The following is an 18,134-nucleotide window of genomic DNA, read 5'->3' as shown; positions in this document are numbered from 1 at the left end:
TTTAATTGAGTGATTGTCGGTAAATTTTAAAATTGGAATATCCATCACATAACCATGTGGTGTAGCTATTTAATCCATGTTTTTGCCGTTTCCCGCCTGACGCTTCCTGCAAGGGATCCCTTACTTTCAATGGCATGGTTACTCTGTATCTGGCAGGAAAAAATGGTCTCAATAAATAATGATGCTGCTTTAGCGCCGCGCCCAGTGCGCGATACGCGACGTATGAATATGTTTGTTTCTATCTCTGCGGCTGTCGCAGGGTTGTTATTCGGCTTGGATATTGGCGTGATTGCTGGCGCGTTGCCTTTTATCACCGATCACTTTGTGTTGACCAGCCGCCTGCAGGAGTGGGTGGTAAGCAGCATGATGCTGGGTGCGGCAATTGGTGCGCTGTTTAACGGTTGGTTGTCATTCCGCCTGGGGCGCAAATACAGCCTGATGGCGGGCGCGATCCTTTTCGTCGTCGGATCTCTGGGCTCGGCGTTTGCCTCCAGCGTAGAAATGCTCATTTTTGCCCGCGTGGTGCTGGGCGTAGCGGTGGGGATCGCGTCTTACACCGCACCGCTTTATCTCTCTGAAATGGCCAGCGAAAATGTGCGTGGCAAGATGATCAGTATGTATCAGCTGATGGTGACGCTGGGCATCGTTTTGGCCTTTTTGTCCGATACCGCGTTCAGCTACAGCGGTAACTGGCGCGCTATGCTGGGCGTGCTGGCGCTTCCGGCTGTATTGCTGATTATTCTGGTTGTTTTCTTGCCCAACAGCCCGCGCTGGCTGGCGGAGAAAGGTCGCCACATCGAAGCTGAAGAAGTACTGCGCATGTTGCGCGATACGTCAGAAAAAGCCCGCGATGAGCTGAACGAAATCCGTGAAAGCCTGAAGCTGAAGCAAGGTGGTTGGGCGCTGTTTAAAATTAACCGTAACGTGCGTCGTGCGGTTTTCCTCGGAATGTTACTGCAGGCGATGCAGCAGTTCACCGGAATGAACATCATCATGTATTACGCGCCGCGCATTTTTAAAATGGCGGGTTTTACCACCACAGAGCAGCAGATGATTGCCACGCTGGTAGTTGGCTTAACGTTTATGTTCGCCACCTTTATTTCCGTCTTCACGGTCGACAAAGCAGGACGTAAACCGGCGCTGAAAATTGGTTTCAGCGTAATGGCTATAGGGACGCTGGTGCTTGGTTATTGTCTGATGCAGTTTGATAACGGCACGGCTTCCAGTGGGCTATCCTGGCTGTCAGTTGGCATGACGATGATGTGTATTGCAGGCTATGCGATGAGCGCCGCACCGGTGGTGTGGATCCTGTGTTCGGAAATTCAGCCACTGAAATGCCGTGATTTTGGTATTACCTGCTCCACCACCACCAACTGGGTGTCGAACATGATCATTGGCGCAACGTTCCTGACGCTGCTCGACAGCATTGGCGCCGCCGGTACGTTCTGGCTTTATACCGCGCTGAACGTTGTGTTTATCGGTATTACGTTCTGGCTGATTCCAGAAACCAAAAACGTCACGCTGGAGCATATCGAACGTAAGCTGATGGCGGGCGAGAAGTTAAGAGATATTGGGGTGTAAGTCAGACAAGCATGCCGGATGGCGCTTCAGCCTTGTCCGGCCTGCGAGTGGAGTCTCTTACAGGCCGGGAAAGCGTCAACGCGACCCGGCTTTTTTATTTAGCACCTTACCCGTGCAGAAAATCTTCGCGAATTGGGGTAAAGGTATCCAGCAGCGTTCCCGGTTTTAAGCAGACGCAGCCATGCATAATGTTGGGCTGTTTATACAGAGTATCGCCTGCCCTAACGATATGTTTCTCTTCGCCGATGGTAAATTCAAACTCACCGGACAACACGTAAGTCAGCTGCTCATGCGGATGATTGTGCATCGGGCCGATTGCGCCTTGCTCGAAGTTCACCTCAACCGCCATCATGTTACCGCCGTGAGCAAGAATGCGCCGGGTAACGCCATTGCCCAGATCGTCAAGCGTGGTCTCTTTATGAAAAATAAACATCCGGCCTTCCTGTAATTAATTAAAACAATGTTTCATTAAAGCTATATCAGAAAATTAAAAAAAGAAATGCACGCCAACAGATGTGGAAAGTTGATCACATCTTTGGTTCACTGGAGAGACAACAACGAGTCAGGGGAAATGATGAAAACGATCGGTCTGTTAGGCGGTATGAGCTGGGAATCTACCATTCCTTATTATCGACTCATTAATGAAGGCATAAAACAGCGTCTGGGTGGTCTGCATTCGGCACAGATTCTGTTGCACAGCGTGGATTTTCACGAGATTGAAGCCTGTCAGTCAAGCGGTGACTGGCAGCGAGCCGGTGAGATCCTCGCGCAGGCCGCCACAGGGCTACAGCAAGCCGGGGCGCAAGGAATTGTGCTGTGTACCAACACCATGCACAAAGTTGCTGAGGCGATTGAAAGCGCCTGTGATGTGCCGTTTCTGCATATTGCTGACGCGACGGGGCGGGCGATACAAAAGCAGCAGATGAACAACGTGGCGCTACTGGGTACGCGTTACACCATGGAGCAGGATTTTTACCGCGGGCGTTTACAGACTGAATTCGGCATTAGCACGTTGATCCCTGAAGCTGATGATCGTCAGAAAATAAACCAGATTATTTTCGATGAGCTGTGTCTCGGTGAATTCAGCGAGGCTTCCCGCGATTATTACCTGGGCGTCATCGACCAACTGGCGAAACAGGGGGCGCAAGGGGTGATCTTTGGCTGTACCGAGATTGGTCTGCTGGTTCCCACCGAGCTAAGCCCACTACCGGTTTTCGACACTGCGGCAATCCATGCGCAAGATGCGGTGGCGTTTATGCTTTCGGCTGCGGATGCAAAATAGCCTCCAGCGGGTCAATAAGCCTCGGTAGATGGGCCTGCAGATGCGCCGTAAAAGCATCAACCAGCGCCGAGGCGGGGCGATGAAGCGGGTGAATCAGGCTGACTGTAAAGGGTACCGAAATACTGAAGCGGCGGATAACGACTCCGCTGCTGGCGTAATCCAGCGCGGTCAGTGGGTTCACCACCGAGATCCCAACGCCCGCCCGCACCATTGCACAAATTGAAGCGGCGCTATGGGTTTCAATCACCATGCGGCGCTTCACCTGGTGCTCATTAAACAGGGTATCCAGTAGCTGACGGTAGCTGTCGGTGCGCGACAGGCTGATGTAGTTTTCTCCCTGAAAATCCTGCGGCGTTAACACCGCTTTCTTAGTCAGCGGATGGCCCTGCGGCAGCACGCACACTTCATCCAGCGCCAGCAATTCGGTGCGTTTCGTTCCGGCAGGCGTATGCAGCGTTTCCGTTAACCCCAGATCGTGGCGCTGCGCCGACAGCCACTCTTCCAGCAGCGGTGACTCCTGCGGCACTATCTGAATATTGACCTGTGGATAGCGTGCGAGGAATGGCTGCAGCAGCGGCGGTAAAAAAGACTGTGAGAATACCGGCAGGCAAACAATCGACAATTCGCCCTGGCGAAACTCGCGCAGACTTTCGGCGGCGCTCACAATTCTGTCCAGGCCATACCACGAACGTTGCACCTCTTCAAACAGACGTAACCCTTGCACGGTTGGGTGCAGTCGGCCACGCGTACGTTCAAACAGCGTTAATCCCAGCACTTTCTCGAATCGGGCCAGTTCCCGGCTGACGGTGGGCTGCGAGGTATGTAGCATGCGCGCGGCTTCTGTCAGATTGCCTGCCGTCATGATGGCGTGAAAAATTTCGATGTGTCGCAGGTTAACGGCGGGCATGGGCAATCCTCGAATGAATCAATCCATATCATTTTTGCATAGACTCACGATAAAACGATATTTTTTATTCTTTTCGGGCTGTGGCGTAATCATAAAAAAGCCAATACCGGAGCACACCATGCCACGCCCACTCAATAGTACTGACACTGACCTGACCGCCGACAACCTGCTGCGCCTGCCTGCCGAATTCGGCTGCCCGGTGTGGGTCTATGATGCGCAGATTATCCGCGGGCAGATTGCCAAATTGAGTCAGTTTGACGTGGTGCGTTTCGCCCAAAAGGCATGTTCGAATATTCATATTTTGCGCCTGATGCGCGAGCTGGGCGTGAAGGTTGATTCCGTCTCGCTTGGCGAAATTGAACGTGCGTTGGCGGCAGGCTTCGTACCGGGGAAAGATGAAATCGTCTTTACCGCCGATATGATTGATGAAGCGACGCTCGCGCGGGTGCATGAATTGCGCATTCCGGTAAATGCCGGGTCGGTGGATATGCTGGAACAACTGGGCCAGGTCTCGCCGGGCCATCGCGTGTGGCTACGCGTAAACCCTGGCTTTGGGCATGGGCACAGTCAGAAAACCAATACCGGCGGCGAAAACAGCAAGCACGGGATCTGGTATAGCGATCTTCCCGCGGCGCTGGAGGTGATTCAGCGCTATAAGCTGAAGCTGGTGGGGATTCATATGCATATCGGCTCCGGCGTGGACTATGCGCATCTGGAGCAGGTGTGCGGTGCGATGGTGCGCCAGGTGGTTGAATTTGGCCAGGATCTGGAGGCGATCTCCGCGGGTGGCGGTTTATCAATCCCGTATCGCGAAGGCGAAGAGGCGATCGATACCGATCACTACTTTGGATTGTGGAACGCTGCGCGTGAACAGATTGCTAAACACCTGGGTCACCCGATCGCGCTTGAGATAGAGCCGGGTCGTTTTCTGGTCGCGGAAGCCGGTGTGTTAGTGGCGCAGGTGCGTAGCGTAAAAGAGATGGGTAGCCGCCACTTTGTGCTGATCGATGCGGGCTTCAACGATCTAATGCGCCCGGCCATGTACGGTAGTTATCACCATATCTCCGCGCTGGCAGGGGATGGTCGCTCTCTGGAACACACCCCACAACGGGAAACCGTGGTAGCCGGGCCGCTGTGCGAATCTGGTGACGTGTTTACCCAGCAGGAAGGCGGAAATGTGGAAACCCGTCTGTTGCCTGCGGTGGTGCCGGGCGATTATCTGGTGCTGCATGATACCGGGGCGTACGGCGCGTCAATGTCGTCAAACTACAATAGCCGTCCGCTGCTGCCGGAGGTTTTGTTTGATAACGGCGTGGCGCGGCTAATTCGCCGTCGCCAGACCATTGATGAGCTGTTAGCGCTGGAATTAATCTGATTACAGCGTTGTGAAATGCCGGATGGCGCTACGCTTATCCGGCCTACAAGATTAACTGCGCCGCCATCCGGCATTTGATTACTTAAAGTATGGCCCGAGCGTTACTGAGTCACGTAGTACCAGTTTGCCGGTAAACGGTGGGATTGGCTCGACGCTCTCGCCGTTGGCCAGCCGAATAGCCTGGTCGATTGCCGTGGTTATCATGGTATCAATCGGTAGATAAACGGTAGACAGCCCCGGCTCCAGCCATTTGGCGCTGGGCGCATCATCAAAACCAAACAGTGAGACGTCCGTTGGGATCCTCAGCCCGGCCTGATGTAACGCTTTTGATGCGCCTAATGCCATGTCATCGTTACAGGCGAACAGGGCGCTAAATTTTACCCCTTCCTCCAGCAGTTCACGGCAGGCCTCATAGCCTCGCGTCATCGTGGAGTCGCCGTATTTGACCTTATCGGGATCCCAGGGAATACCGTTTTTTTCCAGCGCCTTACGATACCCCATCAGGCGGGATTTACCGGTAGGCGTATGACCAGGCACAGTGATACAAGCAATATCGCTATGGCCCTGGGAGATCAGGTAATTGACCGCCTGATAGGCCGCGTCTTCCTGTTCAAAGAAAATTGCGCGATCGCGGGCCTGGCTGACATCACGGTTGATGACCAGCAAGGGCATAGCAATGCTGTTCATCAACGACATAATCGCCTTTTCACTCATATAGCGTGTATAGAGAATAATGGCGTCGCACTGCCTGTCCGCCAGCATTTGCACGGCTTCCTGCTCACGCTCTGGTGTGTCGTGTCCGTCGGTGACGATCAACTGCTTGCCGTGAGATTCCGTCTGGCGTGAAGCCTGTTGCAGCAGGCGGCCAAAGTAGAATCCATCAAATGTGGAAACTACCAGACCAATGCTGTTGCTGGTGCGGTTTGCCAAAGAGCGCGCTAAAAAATTAGGCCGATAATCAAGTGCCTGCATGGCCTTAAACACTTTCTGGCGCGTGCTCTCTTTTACCTGACCCGTGCCATTCAGTACGCGCGAAACGGTCGCTTTTGAGACGCCTGCGTGTCGTGAAACGTCCAACATCGTAGTCATAACGCTATCCTGGTTATTCGTTTGACGATGAATTCCCCGGCTCTGTCAGCGTCGAAACGGAATGGCGACGCACCAGAGTTGGGTTAAAAACGTGGGTAATTTCAGGCACGGGACGCTTCTCCGCCAGCGCGAGCGCCAGTTCGGCAGCCTGGGTTGCCATCGTCACGATCGGGTAGCGCACCGTGGTCAGACGCGGGCGCACGTAGCGGGAAACCAGCACATCATCAAAACCAATCAGCGAGATTTCTCCCGGCACATCAATGCCGTTATCATTCAATACGCCCATGGCACCAGCCGCCATTGAGTCGTTGTAGCAGGCTACCGCAGTGAAGTTTTTGCCACGGCCAAGTAACTCGGTCATGGCCTGCTCACCGCCACTTTCATCCGGTTCACCAAACGTTACCAGTCGATCGCTGACAGGAATATTGCTCTCTGCCAGCGCGTCGTAATAGCCTTGCAGACGATCTTCCGCATCTGAAATCGTGTGATTGGAGCACAGATAGCCAATGCGTGTATGGCCCTGCTGAATGAGGTGTCGGGTTGCGAGCCATGCGCCGAAACGGTCATCAAGGGCAACGCAGCGTTGTTCGAATCCCGGCAGAATTCGGTTAATCAATACCATGCCGGGGATTTGCTTCATGAGTGATGCCAGCTCAGCATCCGGGATAATTTTTGCGTGGACAACAAGGGCTGCGCAGCGGTGGCGAATGAGCTGTTCAATCGCCTGTCGTTCCTTCTGTTCGTTATGGTAGCCGTTACCAATCAGTAAAAAATTACCGGTGTTATACGCCACCTGCTCGACAGCTTTAACCATTGCCCCAAAAAATGGATCGGACACATCACCTACCACCAGACCGATGGTTTCAGTGGATTGTTGTGCCAGCGCACGCGCATTGGCGTTGGGGTGGTAGCTGAGTGATTCCATTGCACTCGTTACGGCCAGGCGCGATGCTTCGCTGGCTTTAGGGGAATCATTAATCACTCGAGAAACGGTGGCGACTGATACACCAGCTAGTCGGGCTACATCCTTTATGGTCGCCATGATAGTACCTGTTGTGGGTAAACGCTTACATTCCGTCAGTGTTACGGAAAATGGCTGGCTGTTCAAGCAGATTGCCCGTCAGAACGTCGCAAATGTGAGCGCACACGAGCGAAGTAAGACAGAAAATAGAAAATGCTAATTTTTGCTTACACTTTGCGATGTGCTGTTGCGATTGTTCGCTGGTGAGGGAACTGAGCAGATTGCTAGAGTTGAGATCCCAGAGGTATTGATAGGTGAAATCAACTTTCGGGTTGATCACTAGAATTACACCAGCCTGCGCAGATGCGCAGGTTTTTTTTTACCTTCAGCCTATCTGTAACAGTAACCGATAATTTACACAACTCGTTGCATTTGGGTTCATTCCTTTGCGTTTTCGCACTGGCGTATCTGGCTGCTGACGACCACAATCAAGATCCCAGAGGTATTGATTGGTGAGATTATTCGGTACGCACTTCGTACCTGTCTCTTGCACCAACCTGCGCGGATGCGCAGGTTTTTTTTCGGATTGTATTTACCAGTTACCTGTCGCGCCCATTCCCCAACTCGTATACTCTCCCACCATTGATGTTTATATAATTAATGGCACAGGGAGTTGAGATGCTATTTGGCTTTTTTCGTAATCTGTTTCGCGTGCTTTTCCGCGTTCGCGTCACGGGCGATGTCAGCGCGCTACAGGGAGAACGCGTTCTAATCACTCCCAACCATGTCTCATTTATAGACGGCATCCTGTTGGCGCTCTTTTTACCGATTCGTCCCGTCTTCGCTGTTTACACCTCGATCAGCCAGCAATGGTATATGCGCTGGCTAACTCCGCTGATTGATTTCGTACCGTTAGATCCGACCAAACCGATGTCGATTAAACATCTGGTTCGTCTGGTCGAACAGGGCCGTCCGGTGGTTATTTTCCCGGAAGGACGTATTTCGACGTCCGGTTCGTTAATGAAAATTTATGACGGCGCGGGGTTTGTCGCCGCAAAGTCGGGGGCGACGGTCGTTCCTGTGCGCATTGAAGGCGCGGAGCTTTCCCGCTTTAGCCGCCTGAAAGGTTTGGTTAAACAGCGATTCTTCCCGCGCATCCGCTTACATATCCTACCGCCGACACAACTGCCGATGCCGGAAGCACCGCGTGCTCGCGATCGCCGCAAAATTGCCGGAGAGATGCTGCATCAAATTATGATGGAAGCACGCATGGCGGTTCGTCCGCGTGAAACGCTATACGAGTCGCTGCTGGCGGCGAAATACCGTTTTGGCGCAGGCAAAAACTGCATTGAAGATGTTAACTTTACCCCGGACAGCTACCGTAAACTGCTGACGAAGACGCTCTTTGTGGCCCGTATTCTGGAAAAATACAGCGTCGAAGGTGAAAAAATCGGCCTGATGCTGCCAAACGCGGGGATCAGCGCGGCGGTTATTTTTGGCGCCATTGCGCGTCGACGCATTCCGGCCATGATGAACTACACCGCGGGCGTGAAAGGATTAACCAGCGCCATTACTGCGTCTGAAATTAAAACGATCTTCACATCCCGACAGTTTCTCGATAAAGGCAAACTCTGGCATTTACCGGAACAGCTCACCCAGGTGCGTTGGGTTTATCTGGAAGACTTAAAAGCTGATGTGACCTTCAGCGATAAGCTGTGGATTTTCTCACATCTGCTGGCACCGCATCTGGCGCAGGTGAAGCAGCAGCCGGAAGACGCTGCGGTGATCCTCTTTACTTCTGGCTCAGAAGGCCATCCGAAAGGTGTGGTTCACAGTCATAAAAGCATTCTGGCGAACGTTGAGCAGATCAAAACGATTGCCGATTTCACCGCCGATGACCGTTTTATGTCGGCGCTGCCGCTGTTCCACTCCTTTGGCCTGACGGTGGGATTATTCACGCCGCTACTGACTGGCGCAGAAGTGTTTCTTTATCCCAGCCCGCTGCATTACCGCATTGTGCCAGAGCTGGTATACGACCGGAACTGCACCGTGTTGTTTGGTACTTCAACGTTCCTCGGCAACTATGCGCGTTTTGCGCATCCGTACGATTTCCACCGCCTGCGCTATGTGGTGGCGGGAGCGGAAAAACTTCAGGACAGCACAAAGCAGCTGTGGCAGGAGAAATTTGGCCTGCGCGTTCTTGAAGGCTATGGCGTGACGGAATGTGCGCCGGTTGTGTCGATTAACGTACCAATGGCGGCAAAATCGGGAACGGTAGGGCGCATCTTGCCTGGTATGGATGCTCGACTGTTGGCCGTTCCGGGAATTGAGGACGGTGGGCGTTTACAGCTGAAAGGTCCTAATATTATGAGCGGCTATTTGCGCGTCGAAAAACCTGGCGTGCTGGAAGTGCCGACAGCAGAGAATGCGCAAGGTGAGATTGAGCGCGGCTGGTATGACACCGGAGACATCGTGCGCTTTGATGAAAACGGCTTTGTACAGATTCAGGGGCGCGCTAAGCGTTTCGCTAAAATTGCCGGAGAGATGGTTTCGCTGGAAATGGTTGAGCAACTGGCATTGGCGGTATCCGCAGACAAAATGCACGCCACGGCGATCAAGAGTGATGCCAGCAAAGGTGAGGCGCTGGTGCTGTTCACTACCGACAGCGAACTGACACGTGAAAAACTACAGCAGTATGCGCGGGCGCACGGTGTACCTGAACTCGCCGTACCGCGTGATATTCGCCATCTGAAGCAACTCCCCTTACTCGGCAGCGGTAAGCCGGATTTTGTTACGCTGAAAAGCTGGGTCGATGAGCCGGAAAAACAACATGAGTGAGTCAGTGCACACTAACACTTCAATCTGGTCCAAAGGGATGATGTCCGTTATCGCCGCGCAGTTTCTGTCGGCGTTTGGCGATAATGCGTTGCTGTTTGCTACGCTGGCGTTGCTGAAAGAACAATTCTATCCGGACTGGAGTCAGCCAATCCTGCAAATGGTGTTTGTGGGCGCTTACATTCTGTTTGCTCCCTTTGTGGGACAGGTGGCGGATAGCTTTGCCAAAGGCAGAGTGATGATGTTCGCGAACGCTCTGAAACTGCTGGGCGCGGCGAGTATTTGCTTCGGCATTAATCCGTTTCTTGGGTATACGCTGGTGGGGATCGGCGCGGCGGCATATTCACCGGCCAAGTACGGCATTCTCGGTGAACTGACTACCGGCGACAAACTGGTGAAGGCTAACGGCCTGATGGAAGCCTCCACCATTGCCGCGATTTTGCTCGGTTCTGTCGCCGGCGGCGTTCTGGCCGACTGGCACGTGATTGCCGCGCTTTCTGCCTGTGCCCTGGCCTATGCTGGCGCGGTGGTGGCTAACCTGTATATCCCGAAACTGGCCGCGGCTCGTCCTGGCCAGTCCTGGCATCTGGGGAAAATGACGCGCAGTTTCTTCTGTGCTGCTTCATCGTTGTGGCGTAATGGCGAGACGCGTTTCTCGCTGGTGGGAACCAGCCTTTTTTGGGGCGCGGGCGTTACGCTGCGTTTTCTGCTGGTGCTGTGGGTCCCGGTGGCGCTCGGCATCACCGATAACGCCACACCGACCTACCTCAATGCCATGGTAGCAATCGGGATTGTGGTCGGTGCGGGTGCGGCAGCGAAGCTCGTAACGCTGGAAACCGTGTCGCGCTGTATGCCTGCGGGGATCCTGATTGGCGTAGTGGTGCTGATTTTCTCTCTTCAACATTCGCTGCTTCCGGCTTACGCATTGCTGATGCTTATCGGCGTGTCGGGTGGCTTCTTTGTGGTACCGCTGAATGCGTTGCTGCAGGAACGGGGTAAGAAAAGCGTCGGCGCGGGTAATGCGATAGCGGTGCAAAACCTGGGCGAAAACAGCGCGATGCTGTTGATGCTCGGTATTTACTCACTGGCGGTGCTGGTGGGGATCCCGGCTGTTGCGATTGGTATTGGATTTGGTGCGCTGTTTGCGCTGGCGATTGCGGCGCTGTGGATTTGGCAGCGCCGCCATTAGTCTGTTGTATGCTGATGCCGGATGGCGGCGTTGCCTTATCCGGCCTACAGGATGCTCACTTTGTAGGCCTGATAAGCGTAGCGCCATCAGGCGCTAACCGTCACGGTTCGAGATGAGCATGCTATGAATGTGCCGGATGGCGGCGTTGCCTTATCCGGCCTACAGGATGTTCACTTTGTAGGCCTGATAAGCGTAGCGCCATCAGGCGCTAATCGTCACGGTGCGAGATAAGTATGCTATGAATGTGCCGGATGGCGGCGTTGCCTTATCCGGCCTACAGGATGCTCACTTTGTAGGCCTGATAAGCGTAGCGCCATCAGGCGCTAATCGTCACGGTGCGAGATAAGTATGCTATGAATGTGCCGGATGGCGGCGTTGCCTTATCCGGCCTACAGGGCGTTCACTTTGTAGGCCTGATAAGCGTAGCGCCATCAGGCGCTAACTGTTACGGTGCAGGATAGGTATACACCTGATGCACCGCTTCAATCTCCGCCAGTACTTCTTCGCTCAACTCCAGATGCAGACTTTCAACGTTGGTTTTTAGCTGCTCCATCGTCGTGGCGCCCAGCAAAGTGCTGGCGACAAACGGCTGACGACGCACGAATGCCAGCGCCATTTGCGCAGGATCCAGATTATGGCGTTTCGCGATATCCACATAGGCCGCAACGGCTTTCTGCGTCTGCTCGCTGCTGTAGCGCGTGAAACGGCTAAACAACGTATTGCGTGCACCGGCAGGTTTCGCGCCGTTCAGGTATTTCCCGGTTAACGTACCGAAGCCCAGGCAAGAGTAGGCCAGCAGCTCAACGCCTTCATACTGGCTCACTTCAGCCAGTCCAACCTCAAAGCTGCGGTTCAGCAGGCTGTAGGGGTTCTGGATGGTGGCGATGCGTGGCAGATCGTGTTTGTCCGCCAGGTGTAGATAGCGCATCACGCCAAACGCGGTTTCATTAGAAACGCCGATGTAGCGAATTTTCCCAGCGCGCTGAAACTCGGCCAGTGCGTCCAGCGTATCGAGAAGGGAAACGACCGGCGCGGAGTCTGTCCAGCTGTAGCCTAACTTACCAAAACAGTTAGTCGGGCGCTGCGGCCAGTGAACCTGATACAGATCCAGATAATCAGTTTTCAGTCTTTTCAGGCTGTCGTGCAGCGCTTCACGGATATTTTTACGGTCCAGCGCCTGATTCGGTCGAATGCCGCTGTCGTTGTTACGTGATGGTCCGCTGACCTTAGAAGCAACGATCAGCTTTTCGCGGCTGCCGTGTTTGGCGAGCCAGTTACCTACGTAGGTTTCGGTGAGACCCTGGGTTTCAGGACGCGGCGGTACCGGATACATCTCGGCAACGTCGATCAAATTAATGCCCTGTGCTACGGCATAATTGAGCTGTGCATGTGCGTCGGCTTCGCTGTTTTGTTCACCAAACGTCATTGTGCCCAGCCCCAGTGTACTGACTTCCAGCGAGCTGTGGGGTATACGGTGATATTGCATAGCCGTTTCCTTTTTATAATCACGACATAAGGATTATAAAAATGGCTGAGGGAAGCGAAAAAGGGAAGTAAAATTGTTAAGGCCAGCGCGCTGCTGACCTCAACCATCAGCGTTCAATGATTTGAGACACATCATCGCGGTTAATCTGCATCGCATTGCCCTGCTGGTCGTGATAGCTCACCAGACCGGTATCATCGTCAATTTCTGGTTTTCCATCGGTCAGGATCATTCGACCATCTTTTGTTGCCATTACATAATCGCTGCTGCATCCGGAAACGGCAAAAGCCAGTCCTACGGCGGAAATCAAAACTGCCCATTTTTTCATCTGCTTATCCTCACATGGCCTGCGTCTGACAATAGTTTAGTAATAACGCGAAGTTGTGCATGGTGAAAGCAGTAAAATCTTAAACTGTGAGAAGGGGTAGGTGTGGCCGGCATTCGCTCCCCTTGCGGGGAGCGATGGATTTCATCAGAGCGGATTTTTTTTATTACGCCACAGGTTCAGGGTCTCTACCGCGATAGAGAAGAACATGGCGAAATAGATATATCCTTTCGGAACGTGGACGTCGAAACTTTCCAGAATCAGCGTAAAACCGACCAGAATCAGAAACGAGAGCGCCAGCATTTTCACCGAAGGGTGGCGATCGACAAACTCGCCAATTGGGCGCGCGGCAAACATCATCACGCCTACGGCAATCACCACCGCCGCCATCATAATAAACAGATGATCGGACAAGCCAACCGCAGTAATCACGGAATCCAGACTGAAGATAATGTCTAACAACATGATCTGTACAATCGCGCCCAGGAAAGAAGATACGCGGGTTTTTAACCCCTCTTCCTCACCTTCAATGGATTCGTGGATCTCTTTACTGGCTTTCCAGATCAGGAACAATCCCCCCAGCAGAAGGATCAGGTCGCGTGCTGATATCGCCTCGCCAAACAGCTCGAATAACGGGTTTGTCAGCCGCGTTACCCAGGCGATAGAAGCCAGCAGTGCCAGACGCATGATCATCGCCGCCGCCAGCCCAATACGTCGGGCATGATTGCGTTGCGCTGTCGGGAGTTTGGCTACAACCAGAGAAAGGAAAATAATATTGTCGATCCCAAGAACGATCTCCAGCAGCGTCAGCGTACCGAGCGCAAGCCAGGCGTTAGGATCGGTTATCCATGCAAATAACATCGAACAAAGTCCTGCCAAAAAAAAGAAGCGGTAATTATAGGCCCGTAACGCGGCGGGTGAAAGGCCGGACGGTGCCTATTGCGCCTGGAACAAGAAATGTCGCTCAAGCAATGCGCGGGTGAAGTTCTTTTTCAGGTAAAAGCCGCGTGGCAGGGTCAGGATGGGTTCGCCGTTGGCGCCAATGGCCTCGGTAAGCGCGCGGGCGTTGGCGGCTTTAGGACGCAGTTGCAGTACTTCCCCATGGCGAGCGGTGATGCGTTCGACATGTCCTAACACAATCATGTCCATTAACTCTTCCCAGTCCAGACGCAATTGCCGGTCTTCTTCTTCATTCGGGCTCCACAGCAGGGGAGAGCCGACGCGGCGCTCAGCCAGAGGGATGCTGCGTTCGCCTTCTACCGGGATCCACAGAACACGTTTGAGTTTGTGCCGTACATGGCTGGTTTCCCAGGTGACGCCGGTATTGCCGGTTAACGGCGCCACACACACAAAGGTGGTTTCCAGCGGTCTGCCAAGACTGTCCACAGGGATCGTTTTCAGCTCCACGCCCAGCGCCGCAAAATCCTGCTCTGGTTTACTGCCCGCGCTTGCACCGAGCCAGATTTCCAGCAGGACGCCAATCCAGCCTTTATCGCGCTTAAGATCCTTCGGCGTAACGATTCCCGCCATTGCCGCTAATTCTCCTAACGCGTAGCCCGAAAGCTGCCGTGCCTGGCTCAGCAACTGGGCTTCAGATTCAGGGGGAGAAAGTAACGGACGGAGTTCTGGCATCGGGTTAACCCTTAGGTGAAAAAATGAGCAATGATTTTATACCGTGTGGACAGAGTTTATCTTTTTCCACATGCTTTATTCAATTCTATGATTTATATTGGTTTTTAGATTTACGTTCGCAGAGTTGCGCAACAGCGAAGCGGGTTTTCCAATTCTGGTCACTGACAATGAACAGGATCTTACACCATGTTATCCACAGAAAGATGGGATAACTGTGAAAAACCCCCACTACTGTTTCAATTTACAGCCTTGACGTGCGACGAAAATCGAATTTTCACACAAATTGTGCCTAACTTATTGGCATAATCTGTGGATAAAACCAACGCTGGTCGATCTTTCATCAGCGTGAAGATCGTATGCGTGATGCACATCACATTTCTGTGTGTTTATCTGCGTGGATCGGTTTTAACTTTATGAATGTATAAGAGTATTTTTGATATGTGACGAATGTCTTATTCGGACTGTTCTGGGTTTTCCCATAGTAATTCCGTACTTCTTCACAACTATATCCACAGAAAAGGTGAATAAAATCGCCTTGCTTGCCCTTCTTCTGTTTATAACTCGGCCTTTAACTGTGAGTTATTCAATTGTTATTAGAATATCGCACCCTTAACAGAGTGGTTTACCGCCCCTCAGGAGTGTGAAACAATCGTTTGTATATAAGGTTTATGTTGAGGTAGTCCGGTGATTGATGACGATGGCTACCGCCCGAATGTAGGGATAGTAATTTGTAACCGCCAGGGGCAGGTCATGTGGGCCCGGCGATTTGGTCAGCACTCCTGGCAATTCCCACAAGGTGGGATCAATGCAGGAGAGACAGCAGAGCAGGCGATGTACCGGGAACTCTTTGAAGAAGTGGGTCTCAGTCGTAAAGATGTACGGATCCTTGCTTCTACTCGTAACTGGTTGCGTTACAAGTTACCGAAACGTTTGGTGCGTTGGGACACAAAGCCGGTTTGTATCGGCCAGAAACAAAAATGGTTTCTTCTGCAATTGGTCAGCAGCGATGCTGAAATCAATATGCAAACCAGCAGTACACCTGAGTTCGACGGCTGGCGCTGGGTGAGTTACTGGTATCCGGTTCGACAGGTGGTGTCATTTAAACGCGATGTCTATCGCAGGGTGATGAAAGAATTCGCAAGTGTTGTCATGGCGCTTCAGGAGAGCACTCCTAAACCGCAAAGCGCACCTGCGTACAGACGTAAAAGAGGTTAAGCTACGCAAATTATGCTCACCCGCCTGCGCGAAATAGTCGAAAAGGTGGCCAGTGCTCCGCGTCTGAACGAAGCGCTGAATATACTGGTTACCGACATCTGTCTTGCGATGGATACAGAGGTCTGTTCGGTTTATCTGGCCGATCACGATCGACGTTGTTATTACCTCATGGCGACCCGGGGACTAAAAAAACCACGTGGTCGCACTGTCGCACTCGCGTTTGATGAAGGTATCGTTGGCCTGGTTGGCAGGCTGGCGGAACCTATCAACCTCGCCGATGCGCAAAAACATCCCAGCTTCAAATACATTCCTTCGGTAAAAGAAGAGCGTTTTCGTGCATTCTTAGGCGTACCGATCATTCAGCGTCGCCAGCTTTTAGGTGTGCTGGTGGTGCAGCAGCGTGAACTGCGTCAGTACGATGAAAGTGAAGAGTCTTTCCTCGTCACGCTCGCCACGCAAATGGCGGCCATACTTTCGCAGTCGCAGCTAAACGCGCTGTTCGGCCAGTACCGTCAAACGCGCATCCGTGCGCTGCCTGCCGCTCCCGGTGTGGCAATAGCCGAAGGTTGGCAGGATGCGACGCTGCCGTTGATGGAACAGGTCTACCAGGCTTCAACGCTGGATCCTGTGCTTGAACGCGAGCGACTGACCGGTGCGCTGGAAGAGGCGGCGAACGAATTCCGCCGCTACAGCAAGCGTTTTACCGCTGGGGCGCAGAAAGAAACGGCGGCGATCTTTGATCTTTACTCGCACTTGCTTTCCGATACCCGTCTGCGCCGCGAGCTGTTTGCGGAAGTGGATAACGGTTCGGTGGCCGAGTGGGCGGTTAAAACGATCATTGAAAAGTTTGCCGAACAGTTCGCCGCGCTGAGCGATAACTACCTCAAAGAGCGGGCCGGAGATTTACGCGCGCTGGGCCAGCGTCTGCTGTTCCACCTTGATGACTCTATCCAGGGGCCGAATGCCTGGCCGGAACGCTTTGTGCTGGTGGCGGATGAACTTTCAGCAACCACGCTGGCGGAGCTTCCTCAGGACCGGTTAGTTGGCGTGGTTGTCCGGGACGGCGCAGCCAACTCTCATGCGGCAATTATGGTGCGTGCGCTGGGTATCCCTACCGTCATGGGGGCCGATATCCAGCCGTCGGTGCTGCATCGCCGTACGCTGGTGGTGGACGGTTATCGCGGTGAACTGCTGGTCGATCCGGAACCGGTATTAATCCAGGAATACCAGCGTCTTATCAGTGAAGAAATTGAGCTGAGCCGCCTGGCGGAAGACGATGTCAACCAGCCAGCACAGCTGAAAAGCGGCGAGCGCGTGAAGGTGATGCTCAATGCGGGCCTCAGCCCGGAACATGAAGAAAAGCTGGGTAGCCGAATCGACGGCATTGGCCTCTATCGCACCGAAATCCCGTTCATGCTGCAAAGCGGATTTCCTTCGGAAGAAGAACAGGTTGCGCAGTATCAGGGTATGCTGCAAATGTTTAACGACAAGCCGGTGACCCTGCGTACGCTGGATGTCGGCGCCGATAAACAGCTGCCCTACATGCCGATCAGTGAAGAGAACCCGTGCCTTGGCTGGCGAGGGATCCGCATAACGCTCGATCAGCCGGAGATCTTTTTGATCCAGGTTCGCGCTATGCTGCGTGCGAATGCGGCAACCGGAAACTTGAGCATTTTGCTGCCGATGGTAACCAGCATCGATGAAGTGGACGAAGCGCGACGTTTGATTGAACGCGCCGGACGCGAAGTGGAGGAGATGATCGGTTACGAGATCCCGAAACCGCGCATTGGCATCATGCTGGAAGTTCCGTCGATGGTGTTCATGCTGCCGCATCTGACAAACCGGATAGACTTTATCTCGGTTGGAACCAACGACCTTACCCAGTACATACTGGCCGTCGATCGTAACAACACACGGGTAGCCAGCATTTATGACAGCCTGCATCCGGGGATGTTGCGTGCGCTGGCGATGATTGCGCAGGAAGCCGAAAGAAGCGGTATCGATTTGCGCCTGTGTGGTGAAATGGCGGGCGATCCGATGTGTGTGGCTATTCTGATCGGTCTCGGTTTCCGTCATTTGTCGATGAACGGTCGTTCTGTCGCTCGCGTAAAATATCTGCTGCGTCATATCGATTTTGATGAGGCGCAAACGCTGGCGCAGCGCAGCCTGGAGGCACAGATGGCAACAGAAGTACGCCATCAGGTAGCGGCCTTCATGGAGCGTCGTGGTATGGGGGGCTTGATTCGCGGGGGATTGTAGG

General features: G+C 53.3%; 15 protein-coding genes. 7 read left to right on the top strand and 8 right to left on the bottom strand.

Annotation, left to right across the window (positions count from 1 at the left end; all coding sequences use genetic code 11):
• Positions 1-162 precede the first annotated feature (162 nt).
• Entirely contained in the window at positions 163-1,581 is a 1,419-nt protein-coding gene (gene araE, locus OGY04_RS15825) for an arabinose-proton symporter AraE (RefSeq protein ID WP_286585656.1), read from the top strand.
• Positions 1,582-1,687: 106 nt separating this feature from the next.
• On the opposite strand, the gene OGY04_RS15820 is transcribed toward araE, so the two are convergent.
• Positions 1,688-2,014 (bottom strand): cupin domain-containing protein, encoded by a 327-nt coding sequence (locus tag OGY04_RS15820; RefSeq protein ID WP_003825583.1) that lies wholly within the window; start codon positions 2,012-2,014, stop codon positions 1,688-1,690.
• 141 nt (positions 2,015-2,155) lie between these two features.
• On the opposite strand from OGY04_RS15820, the gene OGY04_RS15815 reads away from it, so the two are divergent.
• Positions 2,156-2,863 (top strand): aspartate/glutamate racemase, encoded by a 708-nt coding sequence (locus OGY04_RS15815; RefSeq protein WP_286585655.1) that lies wholly within the window; start codon positions 2,156-2,158, stop codon positions 2,861-2,863.
• Here OGY04_RS15815 and OGY04_RS15810 read toward each other — a convergent pair.
• Positions 2,835-3,770 carry a LysR family transcriptional regulator gene (locus OGY04_RS15810; protein ID WP_008785717.1) on the bottom strand — a complete coding sequence of 312 codons (936 nt, stop codon included), beginning with the start codon at positions 3,768-3,770 and terminating at the stop codon, positions 2,835-2,837. The genes OGY04_RS15815 and OGY04_RS15810 overlap by 29 nt on opposite strands.
• Positions 3,771-3,888: 118 nt before the next feature.
• Between OGY04_RS15810 and lysA the strand changes: the two genes are divergently transcribed.
• Complete coding sequence (gene lysA, locus OGY04_RS15805) at positions 3,889-5,145, top strand: diaminopimelate decarboxylase (protein WP_286585608.1); 1,257 nt, start codon at positions 3,889-3,891, stop codon at positions 5,143-5,145.
• A 78-nt stretch (positions 5,146-5,223) separates the two neighbouring features.
• Here lysA and OGY04_RS15800 read toward each other — a convergent pair whose 3' ends face one another.
• Both OGY04_RS15800 and galR read right to left on the bottom strand, forming a co-directional pair.
• Complete coding sequence (locus OGY04_RS15800) at positions 5,224-6,234, bottom strand: LacI family DNA-binding transcriptional regulator (RefSeq protein ID WP_008785715.1); 1,011 nt, start codon at positions 6,232-6,234, stop codon at positions 5,224-5,226.
• Between the two features lie 13 nt (positions 6,235-6,247).
• Positions 6,248-7,276 carry an HTH-type transcriptional regulator GalR gene (galR, locus tag OGY04_RS15795; RefSeq protein ID WP_048215625.1) on the bottom strand — a complete coding sequence of 343 codons (1,029 nt, stop codon included), beginning with the start codon at positions 7,274-7,276 and terminating at the stop codon, positions 6,248-6,250.
• A 597-nt stretch (positions 7,277-7,873) separates the two neighbouring features.
• On the opposite strand from galR, the gene aas reads away from it, so the two are divergent.
• Complete coding sequence (aas, locus tag OGY04_RS15790; protein WP_003825593.1) at positions 7,874-10,033, top strand: bifunctional acyl-ACP--phospholipid O-acyltransferase/long-chain-fatty-acid--ACP ligase; 2,160 nt, start codon at positions 7,874-7,876, stop codon at positions 10,031-10,033.
• Entirely contained in the window at positions 10,026-11,219 is a 1,194-nt protein-coding gene (gene lplT / locus OGY04_RS15785) for a lysophospholipid transporter LplT (protein WP_008785713.1), read from the top strand. Before aas ends, lplT begins: the two co-directional genes overlap by 8 nt.
• Before the next feature lie 445 nt (positions 11,220-11,664).
• Here lplT and OGY04_RS15780 read toward each other — a convergent pair whose 3' ends face one another.
• The 4 genes from OGY04_RS15780 to mutH form a co-directional block, all read right to left on the bottom strand.
• A complete protein-coding gene (locus tag OGY04_RS15780) occupies positions 11,665-12,705 on the bottom strand; it encodes an NADP(H)-dependent aldo-keto reductase (protein ID WP_286585606.1) in 1,041 nt (346 codons plus the stop codon).
• A 106-nt stretch (positions 12,706-12,811) separates the two neighbouring features.
• Complete coding sequence (gene ygdR / locus OGY04_RS15775; protein ID WP_000758660.1) at positions 12,812-13,030, bottom strand: lipoprotein YgdR; 219 nt, start codon at positions 13,028-13,030, stop codon at positions 12,812-12,814.
• 144 nt (positions 13,031-13,174) lie between these two features.
• On the bottom strand, positions 13,175-13,888 hold the full coding sequence (locus OGY04_RS15770; protein ID WP_003033961.1) for a TerC family protein: 714 nt from the start codon (positions 13,886-13,888) through the stop codon (positions 13,175-13,177).
• A gap of 75 nt (positions 13,889-13,963) precedes the next feature.
• Positions 13,964-14,659: a DNA mismatch repair endonuclease MutH gene (gene mutH, locus OGY04_RS15765; RefSeq protein WP_003033965.1), complete on the bottom strand. Its 696-nt coding sequence runs from the start codon at positions 14,657-14,659 to the stop codon at positions 13,964-13,966.
• Between the two features lie 684 nt (positions 14,660-15,343).
• Between mutH and rppH the strand changes: the two genes are divergently transcribed.
• Positions 15,344-15,874, top strand: a complete 531-nt coding sequence (gene rppH / locus OGY04_RS15760) for an RNA pyrophosphohydrolase (RefSeq protein ID WP_003825602.1) — start codon at positions 15,344-15,346, stop codon at positions 15,872-15,874.
• A gap of 12 nt (positions 15,875-15,886) precedes the next feature.
• The gene (gene ptsP / locus OGY04_RS15755) at positions 15,887-18,133 is read left to right on the top strand and encodes a phosphoenolpyruvate--protein phosphotransferase (protein WP_003825604.1); all 2,247 of its coding nucleotides are present in this window, start codon (positions 15,887-15,889) and stop codon (positions 18,131-18,133) included.
• Position 18,134: the final 1 nt, after the last annotated feature.

This window comes from Citrobacter sp. Cpo091 (genome assembly GCF_030332645.1).
GTDB classification, from domain to species: Bacteria; Pseudomonadota; Gammaproteobacteria; order Enterobacterales; family Enterobacteriaceae; genus Citrobacter; species Citrobacter portucalensis.
The sequence above is the reverse complement of the archived record's forward strand: the minus strand, read 5'-3'. Positions and strand labels throughout refer to the sequence as shown.

Coding starts and splice junctions, on each gene's coding strand:
- mutH (WP_003033965.1), bottom strand. CDS start 14,659: ATGCCAGAACTCCGTCCGTTACTTTCTCCCCCTGAATCTGAAGCCCAG.
- aas (WP_003825593.1), top strand. CDS start 7,874: ATGCTATTTGGCTTTTTTCGTAATCTGTTTCGCGTGCTTTTCCGCGTT.
- lysA (WP_286585608.1), top strand. CDS start 3,889: ATGCCACGCCCACTCAATAGTACTGACACTGACCTGACCGCCGACAAC.
- lplT (WP_008785713.1), top strand. CDS start 10,026: ATGAGTGAGTCAGTGCACACTAACACTTCAATCTGGTCCAAAGGGATG.
- OGY04_RS15815 (WP_286585655.1), top strand. CDS start 2,156: ATGAAAACGATCGGTCTGTTAGGCGGTATGAGCTGGGAATCTACCATT.
- OGY04_RS15780 (WP_286585606.1), bottom strand. CDS start 12,705: ATGCAATATCACCGTATACCCCACAGCTCGCTGGAAGTCAGTACACTG.
- OGY04_RS15810 (WP_008785717.1), bottom strand. CDS start 3,770: ATGCCCGCCGTTAACCTGCGACACATCGAAATTTTTCACGCCATCATG.
- OGY04_RS15770 (WP_003033961.1), bottom strand. CDS start 13,888: ATGTTATTTGCATGGATAACCGATCCTAACGCCTGGCTTGCGCTCGGT.
- OGY04_RS15800 (WP_008785715.1), bottom strand. CDS start 6,234: ATGACTACGATGTTGGACGTTTCACGACACGCAGGCGTCTCAAAAGCG.
- galR (WP_048215625.1), bottom strand. CDS start 7,276: ATGGCGACCATAAAGGATGTAGCCCGACTAGCTGGTGTATCAGTCGCC.
- OGY04_RS15820 (WP_003825583.1), bottom strand. CDS start 2,014: ATGTTTATTTTTCATAAAGAGACCACGCTTGACGATCTGGGCAATGGC.
- ptsP (WP_003825604.1), top strand. CDS start 15,887: ATGCTCACCCGCCTGCGCGAAATAGTCGAAAAGGTGGCCAGTGCTCCG.
- araE (WP_286585656.1), top strand. CDS start 163: ATGGTCTCAATAAATAATGATGCTGCTTTAGCGCCGCGCCCAGTGCGC.
- ygdR (WP_000758660.1), bottom strand. CDS start 13,030: ATGAAAAAATGGGCAGTTTTGATTTCCGCCGTAGGACTGGCTTTTGCC.